General features: G+C 38.7%; 10 protein-coding genes. 7 read left to right on the forward strand and 3 right to left on the reverse strand.

Annotated features, from left to right (window positions below; genetic code table 11):
* Nucleotides 1-239 precede the first annotated feature (239 nt).
* Nucleotides 240-1040: a substrate-binding periplasmic protein gene (locus KHS79_RS04755; RefSeq protein WP_212717148.1), complete on the forward strand. Its 801-nt coding sequence runs from the start codon at nucleotides 240-242 to the stop codon at nucleotides 1038-1040.
* A gap of 334 nt (nucleotides 1041-1374) precedes the next feature.
* Complete coding sequence (locus KHS79_RS04760) at nucleotides 1375-1944, forward strand: flavodoxin family protein (RefSeq protein WP_212717150.1); 570 nt, start codon at nucleotides 1375-1377, stop codon at nucleotides 1942-1944.
* Between the two features lie 400 nt (nucleotides 1945-2344).
* Here KHS79_RS04760 and blaOXA read toward each other — a convergent pair whose 3' ends face one another.
* The gene (gene blaOXA, locus KHS79_RS04765; protein WP_212717152.1) at nucleotides 2345-3109 is read right to left on the reverse strand and encodes a class D beta-lactamase; all 765 of its coding nucleotides are present in this window, start codon (nucleotides 3107-3109) and stop codon (nucleotides 2345-2347) included.
* Nucleotides 3110-3603: 494 nt separating this feature from the next.
* On the opposite strand from blaOXA, the gene KHS79_RS04770 reads away from it, so the two are divergent.
* The 5 genes from KHS79_RS04770 to KHS79_RS04790 all read left to right on the forward strand — a co-directional run bounded on the left by KHS79_RS04770 (nucleotide 3604) and on the right by KHS79_RS04790 (nucleotide 9540).
* Nucleotides 3604-5019, forward strand: a complete 1416-nt coding sequence (locus tag KHS79_RS04770; protein ID WP_212717161.1) for a S8 family peptidase — start codon at nucleotides 3604-3606, stop codon at nucleotides 5017-5019.
* Nucleotides 5020-5252: 233 nt separating this feature from the next.
* Complete coding sequence (locus KHS79_RS04775; protein ID WP_212717163.1) at nucleotides 5253-5984, forward strand: substrate-binding periplasmic protein; 732 nt, start codon at nucleotides 5253-5255, stop codon at nucleotides 5982-5984.
* Between the two features lie 360 nt (nucleotides 5985-6344).
* Entirely contained in the window at nucleotides 6345-7604 is a 1260-nt protein-coding gene (locus KHS79_RS04780; protein WP_212717165.1) for a hypothetical protein, read from the forward strand.
* Between the two features lie 237 nt (nucleotides 7605-7841).
* Complete coding sequence (locus KHS79_RS04785; protein WP_212717167.1) at nucleotides 7842-8627, forward strand: hypothetical protein; 786 nt, start codon at nucleotides 7842-7844, stop codon at nucleotides 8625-8627.
* Nucleotides 8628-8847: 220 nt separating this feature from the next.
* A complete protein-coding gene (locus KHS79_RS04790; RefSeq protein ID WP_212717169.1) occupies nucleotides 8848-9540 on the forward strand; it encodes a pirin family protein in 693 nt (230 codons plus the stop codon).
* Between the two features lie 103 nt (nucleotides 9541-9643).
* On the opposite strand, the gene KHS79_RS04795 is transcribed toward KHS79_RS04790, so the two are convergent.
* Together KHS79_RS04795 and KHS79_RS04800 are read right to left on the reverse strand one after the other, a co-directional pair.
* The gene (locus KHS79_RS04795) at nucleotides 9644-11365 is read right to left on the reverse strand and encodes a DEAD/DEAH box helicase (RefSeq protein WP_212717171.1); all 1722 of its coding nucleotides are present in this window, start codon (nucleotides 11363-11365) and stop codon (nucleotides 9644-9646) included.
* A gap of 393 nt (nucleotides 11366-11758) precedes the next feature.
* Nucleotides 11759-17137: a C80 family cysteine peptidase gene (locus tag KHS79_RS04800; protein ID WP_212717173.1), complete on the reverse strand. Its 5379-nt coding sequence runs from the start codon at nucleotides 17135-17137 to the stop codon at nucleotides 11759-11761.
* Nucleotides 17138-17521: the final 384 nt, after the last annotated feature.

The raw sequence follows: 17521 nt of genomic DNA on the forward strand, positions 1-17521 counted from the left end.
GGCCTGTAAAGACGCGCGTTATGTTTTAAAAGCGCTAACTGAGCCGTCAAGCGTTGGAGCCCTATAGCAAACAAAGGTGGAATAACACACATCGAACTGTTTACCGCAAAGATAAAGCAGTCAAGCCTCCAGAGGGGGGGTTTACAGAATGTTCAATGAGCGTTATGCAAACTTTGAGCTAAGATGGTTTGTAAAATATCTCTTTTTCGGAAAACATGGTAAACCCAAGGAAAGATCGCATGCAGGTACTCGCTAAGGTAGTCAGGTTTAATTGTTTGTCAGTTATCGCCACTTTGCTTTTGGTAGGCTTATCAACCACAGCAAATACAGGTCAAACTATTACTTTAGCCTATAACAGTGAGTCCAATCCCCCATTTAATATGGGTAATCACTTATTAGATAAACCAGGAGTGACCGTTGAGATGCTGAACAAAGTGGCAAATAAACTCGAACTTAAGATCCACTTCGTACAAATGCCCTGGAAGCGCTGTTTACATGCTGTAAAAACAAACAAAGTTGATGGCACTATTGATGCTAGTTTTAAAACAGAGCGATTAACAATTGGGGTTTACCCAATGAAAAATAACATATTAGATCAAACAAAGCGAAACAACACTCAACAATACTCTATTTTCACAATACCTCAGTCAAATATCACAAACTTTGATGATTTACTTAAGAATAAAAGAGTGAGTGTAACATTAGGATATTCCATCATTTCTGAACTTTATAAAAAAGGTATTCCCTCTGATAACCTTATTGAAACAAAAGGCTCTCTTAATAGTTTAAACATGCTTATTAGTGGTCGAGTTGATGCTATTGTTGACTTAGATACAAACATTGAAAGTCAACAACAACGTAGCCAGCCAAGGTTTAATGATGTGATTAAAATTAAACCTCCAATTATCAGCAAAAATTATTATTTACTATTCTCATATCAGTTTTTCAAAGAACATACAGAGACCGCAATGCAAATTTGGACGTTAATGGCTCAATTACGGGATTCTAAAGAATACTTGCAAATTCTCAGTCAGTATTAATTACCTTAATGAATCATTAAAGTTATATACCCTTCACGAATGATTTCTGGGTTTTGTTATCTTCACTCCTCACCCTAATCACCTATTAATATAGGATCATGGGTAATATAGGCTCATGGGACTTCGTCACTCGATGGCCGCACCTAAAAACCACTCGTATGGGGTATACATGTCCAACTTTTTCGAACAGTTTAAGCGAAACATTGAAATTATCAGTTGTTTCAGCCCATGCTATCTTTGTTCTATCAAACTTAAACAAACTCGTATTGATTCACCACCACCTTTAACCATTCAATAACCTCCCTGAAAAGGTGATATACAAGGAAATATCATAATGAGCAAAATAGCCATTGTTTATCATAGTGGATTTGGGCATACAGAAGTACAAGCCAAAGCTGTTGTTAGCGGTGTAACATCAGTAAACGGTGTATCTGCAGATCTATTTGAAGTGGCTCTTGTCACAGACAATCCAGAACAACTCAATGCATATAATGCCATCATCTTTGGAGCACCAACTTACATGGGATCACTCTCAGCACCATTTAAAGCATTTATGGATGCCTCATCGAAGGTTTGGTTTAACCAAGGCTGGAAAGACAAGTTAGCCGCTGGTTTTACTAACTCTGGTAGTATGAGTGGCGACAAATTCAACAGTTTAGTTCAGCTTACAACGTTTGCCGCTCAACACAGTATGCTCTGGGTTTCACTTGGCCAAATGAACGAGTCCAGTAGCCCTGACATTGCCAGTGGTCACCCTGAAGCCGTCAACCGCATTGGTGCCTATCTCAGTGCTATGGCGCAGTCTGATAACTTACCTGCAGATCAAACACCTCCTTCAGGGGACTTAAAAACAGCAGAGCAGCTAGGTAAGCGAGTTGCGGAAGCATCATTACGGTGGCAGTAGTTTAGGGTCTGTTAACACTATTTGAATCACCACTGCCGTAGACTATTTTTTAGCCTAACAAGGTACATTTTTAGCCTAACAAGGTACAACGAATGCCGTGTAGTCATTCTATATCCAAAACGAATGGTTTTTAGATGCGACCACCGAGTGACGAAGCTCCATGAACCTATATTACCCATGATCCTATATTAATAGGTGATTGGGGTGAGGAGTGAAGATAACAAAACCTAAAAATCATTCGCGAAGGGTATATATAGCAGTTAATACCGGCTCAATTGTAAAGCCTACTCAATGTTAGTAGGCTTTGGCTTATTGAAATGATAAATGATATTAGTATACCCTAAAAATGATTTGTGAAGGGTATACTACAATCATTAAGTTTATAAGGAGCAGTTAAGAGCTATAAAATATTTTTAGCTTGTAATGTTTCAACAACAATTTTCTTTCTAATTGGAGCTTGTTTAATATCAGGCATATCAATGTTTAATGCAAATAACCAAGGGCCAGATTTAGTATCTACAAAGCCAACAAACCAACCAATTTTTTGAGACCAACCCGTTTTCGCATATAATGTATAGTTATCATTACTATCCTGAATCATTATATGTTTAAGTGCTGCTATATCTTCTTTAGCGTATGGAAGTTCTTCCTCATAAACTTTGCGTATAAAGTCAATTTGTTGTAGCGCAGATATCTTTAGATCACCATCAAGCCAAAAACGTTGTACGTCAGGCCCAGTTTTACCATTTCCATAATTTATCCGTTTAAAGTGCTTAAGATAGCGTGCATTACCTACCTTACCGGCAATTTGCTGATAACACCATACGCATGAAAAACCAAAAGCTGATTTTAGTGTCTGATCTTTATTCCAAGCCTCCCAGCCTTTGTCTTTTCCATCCCACTTAAAAACAACTTTATCAGTAATTACCCCCTCATCGAGAGCAATCAGTGTATTCAAAATTTTAAATGTTGATGCCGGCACAAATCCTTGGCGACTTCTTTTCTTATTATAGATAATTTTTTTTTGGTCATCTAAAGAGGAAACAACTAACGTACCATTAACATGATATTTACTAAATATATTTCTGATCGTTGCATCATCATCTGCTAGACAAGATAACGGGACTAGCAAAAACGATATCAAAGCCTTTGTAAAAAAACGCATTTTATCCTCACATGTTAGTTATTTTGATTTAACAACTTTTCTCACATCTCAAATAAAGTTCGTGAAACAGTTATTGGTAACGGTATATTTCAATATTATGACCTTACAACAAACATGTATAGCGAAGAAAAATGATAAATTATGACGAAAGATGGCAAAACAAACATTCGTGCCAAAGAATAATAGGGAACAACTTCTTATCTATACCAGGCTAAAGCAAAAAATAGTACACCTCTAAACAAGAACTGTACAAAGTCAAAAACTTGTTTACTTTAGTACAAAAAGTCAAAATAATACATTTTGATACACTATTCATTTTCATAAAACACAAAAAAACACACCATTAATACAGCTCGCAGCAGCGTAACAACGCTTATCTACTTAATAAAACAAATACAAATCATTTCTCAAATTTCAACCAAAACAACATATTTCATAGAATATATATTTTTTTTCGTGTTTAAATATTTATTCATAAAAACTCTGGAGGAATTATGAGAAAGCAAATACTATGCTTTACAATCGGAATGCTGTCTTCTTTTTATGTTTCTGCCAGCAGTGAAAAAGATGAAATTCTTAATGGCATTCAAAACACTAGCAAAGTATCTAGTGCTGTATTTGAATCAGCACAATCTATCAATGATATAAATGAAGGGCTACTTTCTCTTGAAGTATATCTGTCTAGCAATAGTAAAGATGACGCTCAGTCAGTTATTAGCAGTTTAAAAGCCCCCACACTTAATCAGCATATTAGTAGTGATGGAAGTAGTTTTTATGTTGTTACAACACTTAAAGGTCTTCTAGAAATCTCTAGAAACGAACTTACCAGAACCATAAAAAGTGGAACTGGAACAGGTTTTTCTACAAACACAATAAATGCATATGTACCAACCACTAGTTTACCTTCTGAAGATTATAAGGGTAAAGGAGTAAAAATTGCGGTATTAGATAGCGGTATAAACAAAACACACCCTCAAATTCAAGGAAAAATTGTTGAGGAGTATTGTTTTCAAAGTATAAACCCAAATAATATAACATTAAGTCAAGCTATCGCCCTTGAAAAAAAGTTTGGTAAAGATTACGGTGCATGTGCTAATGGCCTAAAGTTTCAACAAGGTAAAGACGCTGCTGTGGATGATCATGGTCATGGTACTCATGTAACAGGTATTATTGCTGCAAGCAAATCAAGTGATCCAAATGCTGCACCAGAAGGTGATGCTTCTCAAGCTGAGATTATTTCGTTCAAAGTTCTCAATAGCAAAAATAGTTATGAACATCAAGACTTAGTTAATGCATTAAATTTACTCGCAACTGATCCTAATCTGCAAGATATAAAAGTTATTAATCTAAGTCTAGGTGCATCTTTAAATTTACCTGGTACTTGTGATAAATATGTAACTGGTGATTTACCTGATGTAATTAAAAAGCTGACTTCTCAAGGTAAAATAATTATTGCAGCTTCAGGTAATGAAGGGTTAACTGGCGGGGAAGGATTACCTAGCTGTCTAGATAATACCATTTCAGTTGCAGCGCATAGTACTCACCCTAGCCCTGATTTTAAGCTTATTGTCAATTGTGGACATGAGTCTTTATCTGAAAATGAAATAATTTGCTTTTCTAATGTGAGTAAAACTACAGATATTGCAGCACCAGGTCATAATATTATTTCACTAAATCATTTATCAAATGATACAACCATTATGTCTGGAACTTCACAAGCAACACCAGCCGTAACCGCCTGCGTAGCTAGAATGTTAGAAAAAAATCCAACCTTATCTCCAGCCGATGTAAAAATATATTTACAGCATGGAGGCAATTACATTAAAAAAGCTGTTGATAGTGATGCTTATGTTCCTAAAATGGACTGTGATGCAACATTAGACTTAGTACCAGCAATGACTAAAAAATAGTGTTTTAATTAATCTATAAATATACATTTAATTTTTTTAAAGCACCTTTGCTGAAAGTCTGGATAACGTTCTTCGAACATGCGTTAAATCCTTGCCTGAGACATGGCTGCCACCTCTTTGTGAAAAACCGTTCGAAGGACGTTATCCAGTCAATACAGGATCAGTTTTTTTAATTTTACACATACACTTCTATAATTATCTAGACTGTATAAATTAGTGTCAGAATCAATTAAATGCTGTTCTGTTATAAGTTTATTGTCATACCGACTCTATGCATATTCTTTTTTCGAATAACATATTGCTATACTCAAGATATCAAAGAAGTCAAAGTAGCTGTTGGGGAATGGCCTCCTTATATAAGTAAATCATTGCCACACTATGGTTCACTTACTCAACTTGTTAGCAAATCATTCCAAGCCGTAGACATAGAAGTCACCTTTCTCTGGCTTCCGTGGAAACGTGCTTTCCATATGATTAAAACAGGTGAAATTGATGCAACTCCTGGTTGGTCAAAAAATGACGAGAGAGCAAAATACAGCTTATTCTCCGAGAGTGTTGTACTGACCCAGTATGCCCATCTATTTCACAGAAAAGATAAACCTGTTCACTGGCAATCTCTTGAAGACTTAATTAAATATCGCTTTGTAGGGTTTATTGGCTATAACTACAACTATTTGGAGGATGTAGGTGTCAATATTTACTACGTCAAAAATGAAAAGCAAGCTCTTAATATGATTCTCACAATGAGAGCAGATGTTTTTGAGGCAAACTTAACTGTTGGTCAGAAGGTTATTGATAAATATTTAAATTCTGAACAAAAGTCCTTATTTACTTTTTCAAAAAAACCAATAAAGCAGTTTAACTACCATGTTCTTTTCCCTCAAACAACACGCGGAGAGCAGGTCAAGCGATTATTTGACAAAGGCTTTAACTTAACGAGTAAATCACCTGCCAACGCAAATTAAAATAAAGGTGATCAATTAATCATCTTTAAAATCACTAACAATGACCTGAACCTCAGTTTCAAAATTACTCTAAAATTCCAAAAATAGAGCCACTTTTATCCAATAAGGCTATTCCTCCTCCCCTTGCACATAACCTCCTCCTAAATAACCACCTCCCTTTATTTATAAGCTTTAAATGGCAATATATGACATCTTGATACAGTTGTATCGCCTCAGTTACACTATTTATTGAGAGCAATTTCTCTTTTTTTTAGATATTTACTTCCCGTTTCTCCTACACTGTATAAAATTTCATCCACCTTCTGGAATTTAAAGTGCCTAAAGTCGATAGTGATTGCGGGTTAAATATTCAAGATCATAGTGAAGGTAACACTCCACTGTTCTAATAAAATTTATTGGATAATTGAAATAAGAGACGCAAAAGGAACCCTCATGAGATTCTCTACCCTTGTATTTTCAAGCTCCGCTTTATTATTATCTTTAGCAAGCACTAATGTTGTTCTTGCTACAGAAAATGATCAATATTTTGGATTAGACAAATCTGAGTACAACTTTTTAAAAAATGCTGCAGGTTGGTCCGATAAAAAGATTGAATCTTTTGCCGCTAAAAGACTTGGAACTAAAGCCAGCAATAATCAAAACAAAAGTACAGTTACTGAAACAAAAACTCCCACGTCTATTACACGTACGTCATCGTGTTCTGGTTCAGGTAGCTGTTCAACGTCTACTTCCGTCTCTAGTACTGAAATAAAACCAACCGTTTCCAATAAAACTCGTACTACTAAAACCCGCTTCACCGAAAACAAAAATTCAAACTTGAATAATCAATGGAGTTCTTGGTCAAATAACAATAGTAATAATAACTCGCGCTTTTCCAGAACCCGGTTTACAGAAACTCAAGCGACTAACCTGAAAAATAAAATGTATCCATGGTTAAGCAATACTAATAATAAAACTGAAGAAACAAATACTACTACACCGAAAACTACTAAAACCTTTACTGAAACTAAAACACCTACTTCTATTAATCGTACATCTTCATGTAAAGGCTCTGGTAGCTGTTCTACCTCTACATCAGTTTCTACTACTGAGCTTGCTTCCACTACAAACAATGCTCAGTCTAAAAACGAAGTTAAAACAAGTAGCAACAGCGTAGACTGCTCAGCTTTCGCAGATGCAGGCAGCAAACTTAATGGCTGGGTGCTTACTGAATATGACTTCTTTGGTGACTATACTCAATCTGAACTAACACCTGTTACTTCATCAGCCTGTGCTGGCAAACAGTATTACCAAGTAAGTGATTCAGGTTATGATGGTAACAAAGTAAGTTTCCGCAGCCACCGTGTTGAAGGCGCTCACAAAAGTCAGCCTGCTCAATTTACTTTTTGGCTACGAGCTGCTGATGCATACAGCTATCAATCAGTAGATTTTGAATGTACTCTCAGTAAACGAAACGCTAAAAAATTAGGAAAAAAACTTCGCACTTACCCTAAGCAAGGTGTAGAGTTGAAAGCTGATGAAATTACTAAAGTCACTTTAGATGGTGCTTGTGATAAAGCTACTGTATTTTCTTCACTTTATGGTGATTTTCAAATTATCAATGTTGAAGCAAGCTACTAATCCGAAACTAATAAAGCATTTCTTAACCTGATCTTTTGCGGCACATTTGTGCCGTTCCCCCCCTTTTTTTTTAATACAATTTGACACATTTACTTTGTTAATTATTTTTTTGTTAATAAGTAATTCATTTAACGTACCTCAGTTAAAACAAGGCTATTTTTATATACAATTGCACTGATTACTTACTATTAAGATGTTATATAATTAAATGTCAGATCTAGTTGTGAGAGGTTTTTCATGAAGGTAGTTTATAAGCTGTGTACTTTATTACTATTAATAGGTACGTTATCAGGATGTGTTTATTCTCATTGGCAAGTCGTAGAACCTGAATACTATCCAACTTCCAATAAAAAATACGCTCCTCCTCCTTATGAAACTCATAATTATCACTACCCCAAATATCAATGCCATAAAGAAGCATTTGGTGAAAAAACCTGTGGTTATGATTGTAAAAAAAGCGCTTTTGATGGCTGGGTATGCGCGACTCATCCAGAAATGAACTGCGTGAAAGACGTCACAGATGTTGTATGCGGCTATAACTGCCGGAAAGAATATACTGATGTCAAATGTGATAAGCCCCCACCCCACCTTAAACCTCAATATAGAGGTCCAAAGTACCAATGCAATAAAGATGCATTTGGCAAAGAAGCTTGTGGGTATGACTGTAAAAAAAGTGCTTTTAATGGCTGGGTATGTGCTAGTCACCCCGAAATGAACTGTGTGAAAGACGTAACAGATGTTGTATGCGGCTATAACTGCCGGAAAGAATTTACTGATGTGAAGTGTGATCAGCCACCACCACCACATCATAGACCTCAATACAGAGGACCAGAATATCAATGCAAGTCAGATGCTTTTGGTAAAGAAGCTTGTGGTTATGATTGTAAAGAAACACCGTTTGATGGTTGGATTTGTGCCTCTCAACCCAATATGAACTGCGTGAAATTTATTAATGAAGTGAAGTGTGGCTTAAATTGCCGAAGAGAGTATGGTGATATCGTCTGTGATTACCCTGATAAGTAGGGTTCTATGGGTAATTAAACTAATGACGTCTCTCCATTTTTTTCTGATGGCGTGGCTTTTCCCTGACATAGACACATTATGTATATTTGCAAAAAGCACCAGACTTTGATTCGATAAAATAGAACAACTCATAATACTTTATTCAATTTTATGACCTGCGCTAACCACCTATGCTTGAAATATCAGTTTGTTAACTAATTTTCAAATATAGGATCGCTTCATGGACTACGTCAGACGCTCAGAAGAAAGAGGCAAAGCTAACTTTGGTTGGCTGGATAGTCGGCATACTTTTTCTTTTGGTAATTACTACGACCCTCAACACATGGGGATATCTGTCCTACGTGTCATTAATGATGATATCGTCATTGGCGGTGCTGGCTTTGATACCCACGGCCACCGGGATATGGAAATTATCTCTTACATATTAGATGGGACGATTGAGCACAAAGACAGTATGGGAAATCAGTTCACTGTTACTCAAGGTGAAGTGCAACGCATGAGTGCAGGAAGTGGTATTTTACACTCAGAATATAATCACTCTGCTACACAGCCATTACGCTTCTTACAAATTTGGATCCAACCTAATGTACGAGGCATAAAGCCAAGCTATGAACAGGCAAAAATCAAACAGCGCAATACACTGACGCCCTTAGTTACTCCCAATGGCCAGGAGGGTTCTCTGATGATGCACCAAGATGCTTGGCTTTACCGGCTTCGCTTGGCACCCAATGAAACAATGCGTTTATCAACCGAGAACCGTACCGGTTATTTGCATATTATTCACGGTCAAGCTCTACTCGCAGGTCAGCAATTTACGTCAGGTGATGGATTAGGAAATTTTTCACAAACTCCATTGCATTTAACAGCAGGAAAAGAAGGGTTAGAAGGTTTATGGTTTGATTTACCCAAGTGATAAACCTTAAATTTACATAAGGACCCATTTACCGTTACCGATGAGCGAAAAAAAAGCCATCAATAAATGATGGCTTTTTTGAATGACTTATAAATCAGCAAGACTAGCTGGAACGCTTTTCTTTTCTTGGTGCTCTTTTCTTTTTATGCTTGCTGCTTGGTGGCGCACTATTAGGCTTACCTTTTTTACCACTGGGTTTACGCCGCCGGGGAGATCTTTCTACCACCTCATCTGTTAGGGTGATTTTAAGCTGTTGACCACAGACTAACGTTTTCTTTAAGGCTTTTAAAATATCTTGGGGTAAGCCAGCAGGCAGGTCAACTGTACTGTAGTGTTCCTGAATATCAATGCGACCAATTAATTTACTACTGATATCGGCTTCATTTGCAATAGCACCCACAATATTGTTAGGTTTAACACCATGTTGATGACCTACAGCAATCCGATAACGCTCCATACCCTTATCGTCTGAGATATCAATTTGCCTGCGCTTTGGCTCAGGCTTGAGCAATAAAGGCTCATCACCTTGTACTAATTTCGCCAGTGCTGCAGCAATTTCCTGTGCAGGTATATTATGTTCTTGCTGATAGTCATTAACAATTTGCAGGAAAAACTCTAAAGATTCTTCCGCAATAGTATCAGTAATTCGCTGCTTGAAGCGGCTGATACGTTGATCATTAATGATTTCTGTTGAAGGTAACTCCATTACCTCAATACGTTGTCGAGTGGCACGCTCAATACTATGCAGCATCCGCTTCTCACGAGGCGCAACGAATAAAATCGCTTCCCCTTTTCGTCCTGCACGACCTGTTCGGCCAATGCGGTGGACATAGGTTTCGATATCGTAAGGAATATCAAAGTTAATAACATGGCTGATACGGGGTACATCCAACCCACGGGCAACAACATCAGTAGCAACAAGAATGTCTAACTTGCCCGCTTTTAAACGATCAACTGTTTTTTCACGTTGCTGTTGAGGGATATCTCCATTTAAAGGCGCAGACGCAAAGCCTCGTGCTTCCAGCTTTTCAGCGAGTTCTAATGTGGCTGTTTTGGTCCGCACAAAGATAATCATGCCATCAAACGGTTCTGCTTCTAGCATGCGAGTCAGTGCATCGAGCTTATGGACACCACTGACTAACCAATAACGCTGACGAATAGTATCAACCGTGGTGGTTTTAACCTTGATCGCAACTTCTGTAGGTTCAACCAAATGCCGTTGGGCAATGCGGCGAATCTCATTAGGCATGGTTGCTGAAAATAGCGCTATTTGACGTTCAGCTGGAGTTTGCTCCAACACCCACTCAACATCGTCAATAAAGCCCATGCGCAGCATTTCATCAGCTTCATCCAGTACCAATGTCTGTAACTTGTCCAACTGCAAAGTACCACGCTTAATATGGTCAACCACCCGGCCTGGGGTTCCCACCACAACGTGTGCACCTCGTTTCAGTTGACGCAACTGCCCACGGTACTCCTGTCCACCATAAATGGGTAATACATGGAAACCTTTCATATGTGCGGCATAGCGCTGAAAAGCTTCTGCAACTTGAATGGCAAGCTCACGGGTAGGTGCCAACACAAGTACTTGTGGTGCACTCAACTTAAGGTTAATTCGAGATAGCAACGGCAATGCAAAGGCTGCCGTTTTACCAGTACCTGTCTGGGCTTGACCAATCACATCCTGACCAGACATGACATGAGGAATCACTTGTGCCTGGATAGGAGATGGTGTCTCATAGCCTACATCATCCAGTGCTTGTAAAACCGGTGGAATAAGGTTTAAATCGTGGAAACTGCGCGAAGAATTTTCATCAACAGACATTAAGAATACCTATACAAAAACACGCTAGCCAGGGCAGTTGTCTGTGGCATGGGCAAACCCTGAACAAAAATAAGGCGCGCATTATACGTGATTGCAAATGGTTTGTATCGCTTTTTTCCTTTTCTAAGCGAAACCGCTACCTATGTCAGCTCTGTACCCTATTCCCTATGTATAGACTATAGCAGTTCAACTCAGTCGTTTGGCTTTTAAAAGCCGCTATTGCACTTCTTCATACTCAGCAGGTTCATACTAAGCAAGCATCGATATCCTTGATGACTCAAAAAGAGCTCACTCATGTACGCTGAAAATAGTTTAAAGGATGATTTGGTAGGATGCCTCCCTGCACCCCTTCTGACAGCATCCTTAAAAATACCCCTTACATCCACATTTTTACTAAACAGCACTTTGTGCTAATAATGGGCTTACTTTTTGTGGTGATGTTACCGAAGATACTTCACTGCTCCCGCCCTGATTTCCCATAGAACTCATAGACTGAACCAGCTGGTTTAAACGACTCACATCCTCTTTGTTAGTCTGCAATTTAGCTAAAGACTGATGATCAACCTTAAAGTAAACACCATCAAGGGATTTAAAAATTAAATTCCTGTGTTTATCATCACGCTGATAGTGTTGTACGACTAATGCACCTTTTTGTCCTTCTATATCCAGCCGAAGGGCAATACTTTCATCCAAGTGAATATTCTGTTCCTGGCTTGATATATTAACAAAGCGTGTTTTAATATCATCATACTTCGCATTAAACAGCACGATATCCTGCTTGCCATCATTAGCATTTGTATCAACAACGACCAGTCCATCTGTTTTAGGCGTGTAAATATAGACATCATGACCATTGCCACCAATCAAGGTATCATAGCTCTTTACAGTACCGCCATTGCCACCACCCTGCAGAATATTATTTTTATCATTGCCTGTCAGGCGGTCGCCAAACTGGCTACCCGCGAAGGAAGTGATATCTGCATAAGGGTGAGCACCTGTTCTGGCCTCTCGGTCTAATACTACACCTTGTGCCGACATGGATGCATCAAAGCCAGTCACTTGAAACTGGTATTGATCATTATTTTTGACTAATTTTAGGGTTAAATTATCACTGGTTTTAAAGCGTACGTGTTGCGCAGCATCTCCTTGCGTCCAATGTTTTAGCCTGACATTTAATGTGCCAGACTGCCCATCATTTTTATAGCGAGTTTGTGCTGTGATTTGCTGTTGGTATTTCGTAATCAGGTTTTCATAACGTTCAGTATACTGTTTTACCGCTTCAGTAAATGACTGGGCTGGAGGAACACGGCTTGCAAAAGTTCTTAATTTTCCAGCCGTAGGCTTGCCTAATATTTTCTCCGCCGCAGACTCAAACCCATCACCATCAGTTACAACATAGGTTTGACCTTGAAATACCATAGTACGAGTATTCAGCTCATCAACAAAGCTCTGAACAGATAATTGCTCATGCTTTGATAGTATACGCTGTAAAAATGCTGCAATACGCTGAAAATTATCTTGGTCAGCCTTTAACGCATTTATTTTTTGTTGCTGAGCTTGTTGATTTGCTCGTGTGCTAAAAATGACATCTTCTCCATCCACAGATAGTGATGATAAATGCCCTCGTTCTGCACCCAGTACAATGTAATCCATTGCTTTATCATGTGCCCGGTTATCTATTTCAACCTTATTTGCTCTATCCAAATACGACTGAACTAAATAAACGTCATTACCTTCACCGCCTGCAAGTGCATCTGCCTGTTCACCAGAACCATAACCATTTAATACATTCGCCAAGGCATTACCCTTCAAACGATCATACTTTGAGGTACCTGTTATTTGTCGAATATTTTCCATGCCTAGCCGATTTGCATCAAATACTGCACCTGTTTCCTGCTGCAAAGTAGACGACTTATCATAAGCTACAGCCGTTAACGAGACTTTGCCATTGTCATTTAGCGCTTCTTGAGGATGAGCACGGTCAATGCCAGGCTGGCGAGAAAGTGCAGTTCTTCCATTATCACCTTGCGTTGAGGTATGTTCTGCTGCTGAGGCTGAAACGAGTCCTCCTACGTGCACTAAATAGCCATCACTGGTTTTTATTTGTAAATGCTGATACTGGCTGCCTTTAAACCAATTTTGTATACGAACATAATGTGCTTTCTGTTGTTTATCTTTATAAACAACTAACAAATCATCACTCCAAGCCCATTTTTCCCTGCCTTCTTTAACCTGCAGTTTATAAGCTTTAATCGCATTAAGCTCGGCATTAACGCTCAGCGTATCCAAACTCGGTTGCGTGGAATCATCAAAATTATTAATGGTTAGCCACTCTGCAGCATGTTCTCCAGCGATATAAGTATCAGCCCCCTGGTCACCAGACACATGTATTTGCTGTGGTCCCAAAATAAATAAGTCATCCCCAGCCAACCCTTTCATAGTATAGCTATAGCTTGATAAAGAGGCCCCAACCGCATTACCATCGTTATCAACAGGCTGCTGTTGAATCGTTTGAAATACATTATTTTTATTATTACCAACATAGCTTCCAGTGTTCGATCCCTCATCCGTATCAATGCCTCCTTGCTCATTTCGAGCAATGACCTGCTTTGTATTAATTGGAATAACCCACAACATTTTGACTGTTCTGGATTCCATGGTTATTTCAGGTGTCTGACCAGCCCCCAATACAATATTTTGAACCCCATCGGTGTTAACTGAAAATGTGCGGCTTTGTTGTTCACCCGACATATCGACCATATTGTCAATAATCAGCGAGGAATCATAACCTGGATCACCCAGTTTAAACTGTAAATTACCTCCATAATAAGAAGCTGGTGCACTCGCAAAATCGATGGTTGCTGGACCATTTTCATCTGTTTGATAAATACTAAAATAATTTCGATAATCAGACAGTAATGACAATAATTTTACATCTTCTCGATACTGATCTTCTAATGCTTCACTTTGCTGTAAAGCATTCATAATATTACCTATTGGGTGGAACTCATAAAACAGTTGCTCGATACCATTTCCAAGTCCTTGAAAAAATGCATCTGCACGTTGTTGCCACGAGGCATCACTAGGCAGCTCACTTAAGGCTTTTTTCACATTATCATATAACGTTCCAAAGCCTAATCTGGCAATGGTAAAACCAATAGAAAATGCTTCAAATAAAGGAGAAAGTGGAGAAGGAATTGACGCTAATGCGCCTGTTGCTGTGGCAAAAAAATCAAGTACGAAATTAACAGTACCTCGCACTTTATCAGGATCTTTTAAATCCTCACTCATCCCATGAATGCCTAATCCCACCCCAATTAATGGTGTAGCTCTGGCTAATAATTTACTAAATGCACGTATGCCCGCAGCACCTGTACGACTGAATTGTGCAAAAGAGCTCGCTAACGCAGGCGCGGCTTTGCGAGCGGCTATTGCTGATAACCCATCAGCGGTAGAGGCTGTGGCCTTTGCGAGTAAATCCCCGGTGCGCATTAAAATTTTAGGAGGCATATCCGCTAACTCACCAACACCATAGAGTGTCATGGCAGAATTCGCAGCAATAGCCTTGGCATCACCACTTGTTAAAGCATCAGACAGGCTTTCCATTCCTTTTAGCGTCATAAATATACCTAACGCTCTTGAAGTACGCGCCGTACCCTTCGAGAATTCCTGTCGAAAACCTTTGATGACTTTTACTGTGCGAAACTGGTTCGGATCAGTATTTATATGTTGCGTTTTACGTTGCCCAGCATCTTGGTATTCAATAACAAGTTTACCTGAAGGTAAATCAGTGCCATCAGCAAATCCCACAAAATCGGTTGCCTGCTTACCTAATGCCGTCAGCTTTCGTTCGACAAGGTTTTGAATCAATTGCTGGTCATGTAATCGCGCCGTTTGTAGTGTTTTAGCAGGATTGAAAAAAGAGTCCGCATCGACACCCAGAGAAGAAGTACGAGCCTGACCCATTTGACTCAATGCATCTTCAATTTTTATATTTTTAATGACCTCTGCGCCTACTTGATTTAATGGTCTTTCTCCCTCACCGAGGGTAAAAACTTGCTCAGTAACGCCACCAGAACCATTAGTGGTTACAATTACTTTATGTTGATGATCACCCGATTTCCAAATAACGTTGCCATCCGCCATAAAACGTAAAGTTTCTTTTTGTCCCTGCGCATTCACTTTAACGACGGTGTCTTGCGCAGAAATAGAAACTTTTGCCTGCGGTTTAGTTGACGCGATTTGCTGAGCGACTTGAGTAACAAATCGACTCCCATGTTGACTATCAACAGCCCCCAAACCACATGACACTAAACTTATTTTTTTCGGGATATCCTGCTGTAAGCCATGTTCAAACAGCTTGGTCGTTAATTGTTCCGCGTTCATCCCCGCAAGCATTGAACCACGTTGCAGTGCAGAATCACTGAGCATTGCTTCTGAGTGCCCTACTAATAACATTTGATCATTAGCCGTAACAGACAATCCTGACACCGTTTGACCCGTTAACGCATCAACAATTTGTCCATGTTCAGGGTTCCACTGTAACCATTTAACCTTATCTGCCGGGTATTTATGAAACAAGCGTAATGCCGCATTAAAACTTACAGAGTCACCATCCAGTTGAACAATAACATTATTCGAATACTTACTACCGGCAGTGGTAGACTGCCCAGCTAACCGTGCCACTTGTTTCGTTGAGGGCTGTCGCCACTGGTCTGCAGTTAATGTACGATAGTCTTTTAATTGACGCGCCGTAGGCTGTTTAAAACTCGCCTCATAAACGACTTTAACACCGTTTATTTCATCTGGTTGCAACCAGTTTGTTGGATTGGAGTTAACATTTTCCCTGGTTTTAGTACCATCACGATAGCTAACTGCACTTTCTTGGAGCTTAACTGTACATTCGCTACAAGTAGGCTTTGATATACCAATGGTTTTATCTGTTAGCGAAATATTGTTATCCTTAAAGTACCTTAACAGTTGCATTTCTGCGTGTGGCTTGGCAGCTTCATTTGCACTGGTTGGGGTATCACCAATACCAATAAAAACAACACGATCAAAATCTGCAACACCTTGCAGCTCCGCTTGCAACTGATCTACCACAGCCACTCTATTTGCAGCATGACTCCGCTGATCAGCATCCTGAAATAACGAAAAGGATAAATATTTATTTTTACTATCCAGCCCAGTAAGTTTTTTTGTTGCTGGGTTATAACTTACACCGGATCTTGTTTTCGTATTAGAAGCCACATAAAGTGTTTTATCAACAAGCGTGACAGCTACCGTCTCGTAGTTAATCTCAGTGGCATCACCTGTAGCTCCCCGCCCTTTCGTTTCAGGCGATAACTGATTTATTTGAGTAATGAGTTGTGGAGTAGCATTTGGAATTTGCTGCGGATTTAAAAGATAATCTTTGATTTGCTCAACAGTTAACTGATCTGCACTCGGAAGGCCTGCTTCTGCCAAAGCTTTCTGCGCTTGGCTAATCAGTGATCCTTCAGCATAAGCACGAATATTAAGTTGTTGACCATCTTTTAAATAGGGCTGCCAGGCTTCGGCCAACTCTCGCGCTTTTGCTTCAAACTTTTTTTTAGCTTCAGTAATTTGTTTATTTTTGGCTTTATCAGGTATAGCAACACCTTCTAACCATGAATCAATATGCTCATTAGAATATGCAGAGGCTAATATAAAATTGGCTAGCTTATCTTCAAAACTAAGCGCACCAATATTTGCACCACTGTTTACAACACCATTTGTTTCACTTCCAGGCATGAGTTTATTCCTTACTACATTAAACAACTAAAAACTCAATGAAAACACCCACCCGAGAAATCAGAGCAGGATTAATAAAAGGCCATATCCCTAATGAGATATTAAAACTGAAGATTTAGACTTTAAACGCATCAAAAAAGAAAACATGTACATCTCTTGCAACAAATTAAAAAGCAGAATATAGGAAAGCAGTACTAAAACCGGCTGAAACCAGCCCATTCTAAAAATAAATCGACAAACAAAAAAAATCAAATATATTTCTTACAATTTAAAATACGTTATTCCTAACAATTAAAATACAAAAACACTAGTTTTACACAAACACTACAAATACTATTTGGTTTTCATATTATCTTTAGCATTCATACATATACTATCTTTTAT

Source organism: Zooshikella ganghwensis (genome assembly GCF_018263875.1).
Classification (GTDB): domain Bacteria; phylum Pseudomonadota; class Gammaproteobacteria; order Pseudomonadales; family Zooshikellaceae; genus Zooshikella; species Zooshikella ganghwensis.

Bases quoted from the DNA above. Each gene is read 5' to 3' on its own strand.
- KHS79_RS04785 (WP_212717167.1), top strand. From the start codon at position 7,842: ATGAAGGTAGTTTATAAGCTGTGTACTTTATTACTATTAATAGGTACG.
- KHS79_RS04795 (WP_212717171.1), bottom strand. From the start codon at position 11,365: ATGTCTGTTGATGAAAATTCTTCGCGCAGTTTCCACGATTTAAACCTT.
- KHS79_RS04770 (WP_212717161.1), top strand. From the start codon at position 3,604: ATGAGAAAGCAAATACTATGCTTTACAATCGGAATGCTGTCTTCTTTT.
- KHS79_RS04800 (WP_212717173.1), bottom strand. From the start codon at position 17,137: ATGCCTGGAAGTGAAACAAATGGTGTTGTAAACAGTGGTGCAAATATT.
- blaOXA (WP_212717152.1), bottom strand. From the start codon at position 3,109: ATGCGTTTTTTTACAAAGGCTTTGATATCGTTTTTGCTAGTCCCGTTA.
- KHS79_RS04760 (WP_212717150.1), top strand. From the start codon at position 1,375: ATGAGCAAAATAGCCATTGTTTATCATAGTGGATTTGGGCATACAGAA.
- KHS79_RS04755 (WP_212717148.1), top strand. From the start codon at position 240: ATGCAGGTACTCGCTAAGGTAGTCAGGTTTAATTGTTTGTCAGTTATC.
- KHS79_RS04790 (WP_212717169.1), top strand. From the start codon at position 8,848: ATGGACTACGTCAGACGCTCAGAAGAAAGAGGCAAAGCTAACTTTGGT.
- KHS79_RS04775 (WP_212717163.1), top strand. From the start codon at position 5,253: ATGCTGTTCTGTTATAAGTTTATTGTCATACCGACTCTATGCATATTC.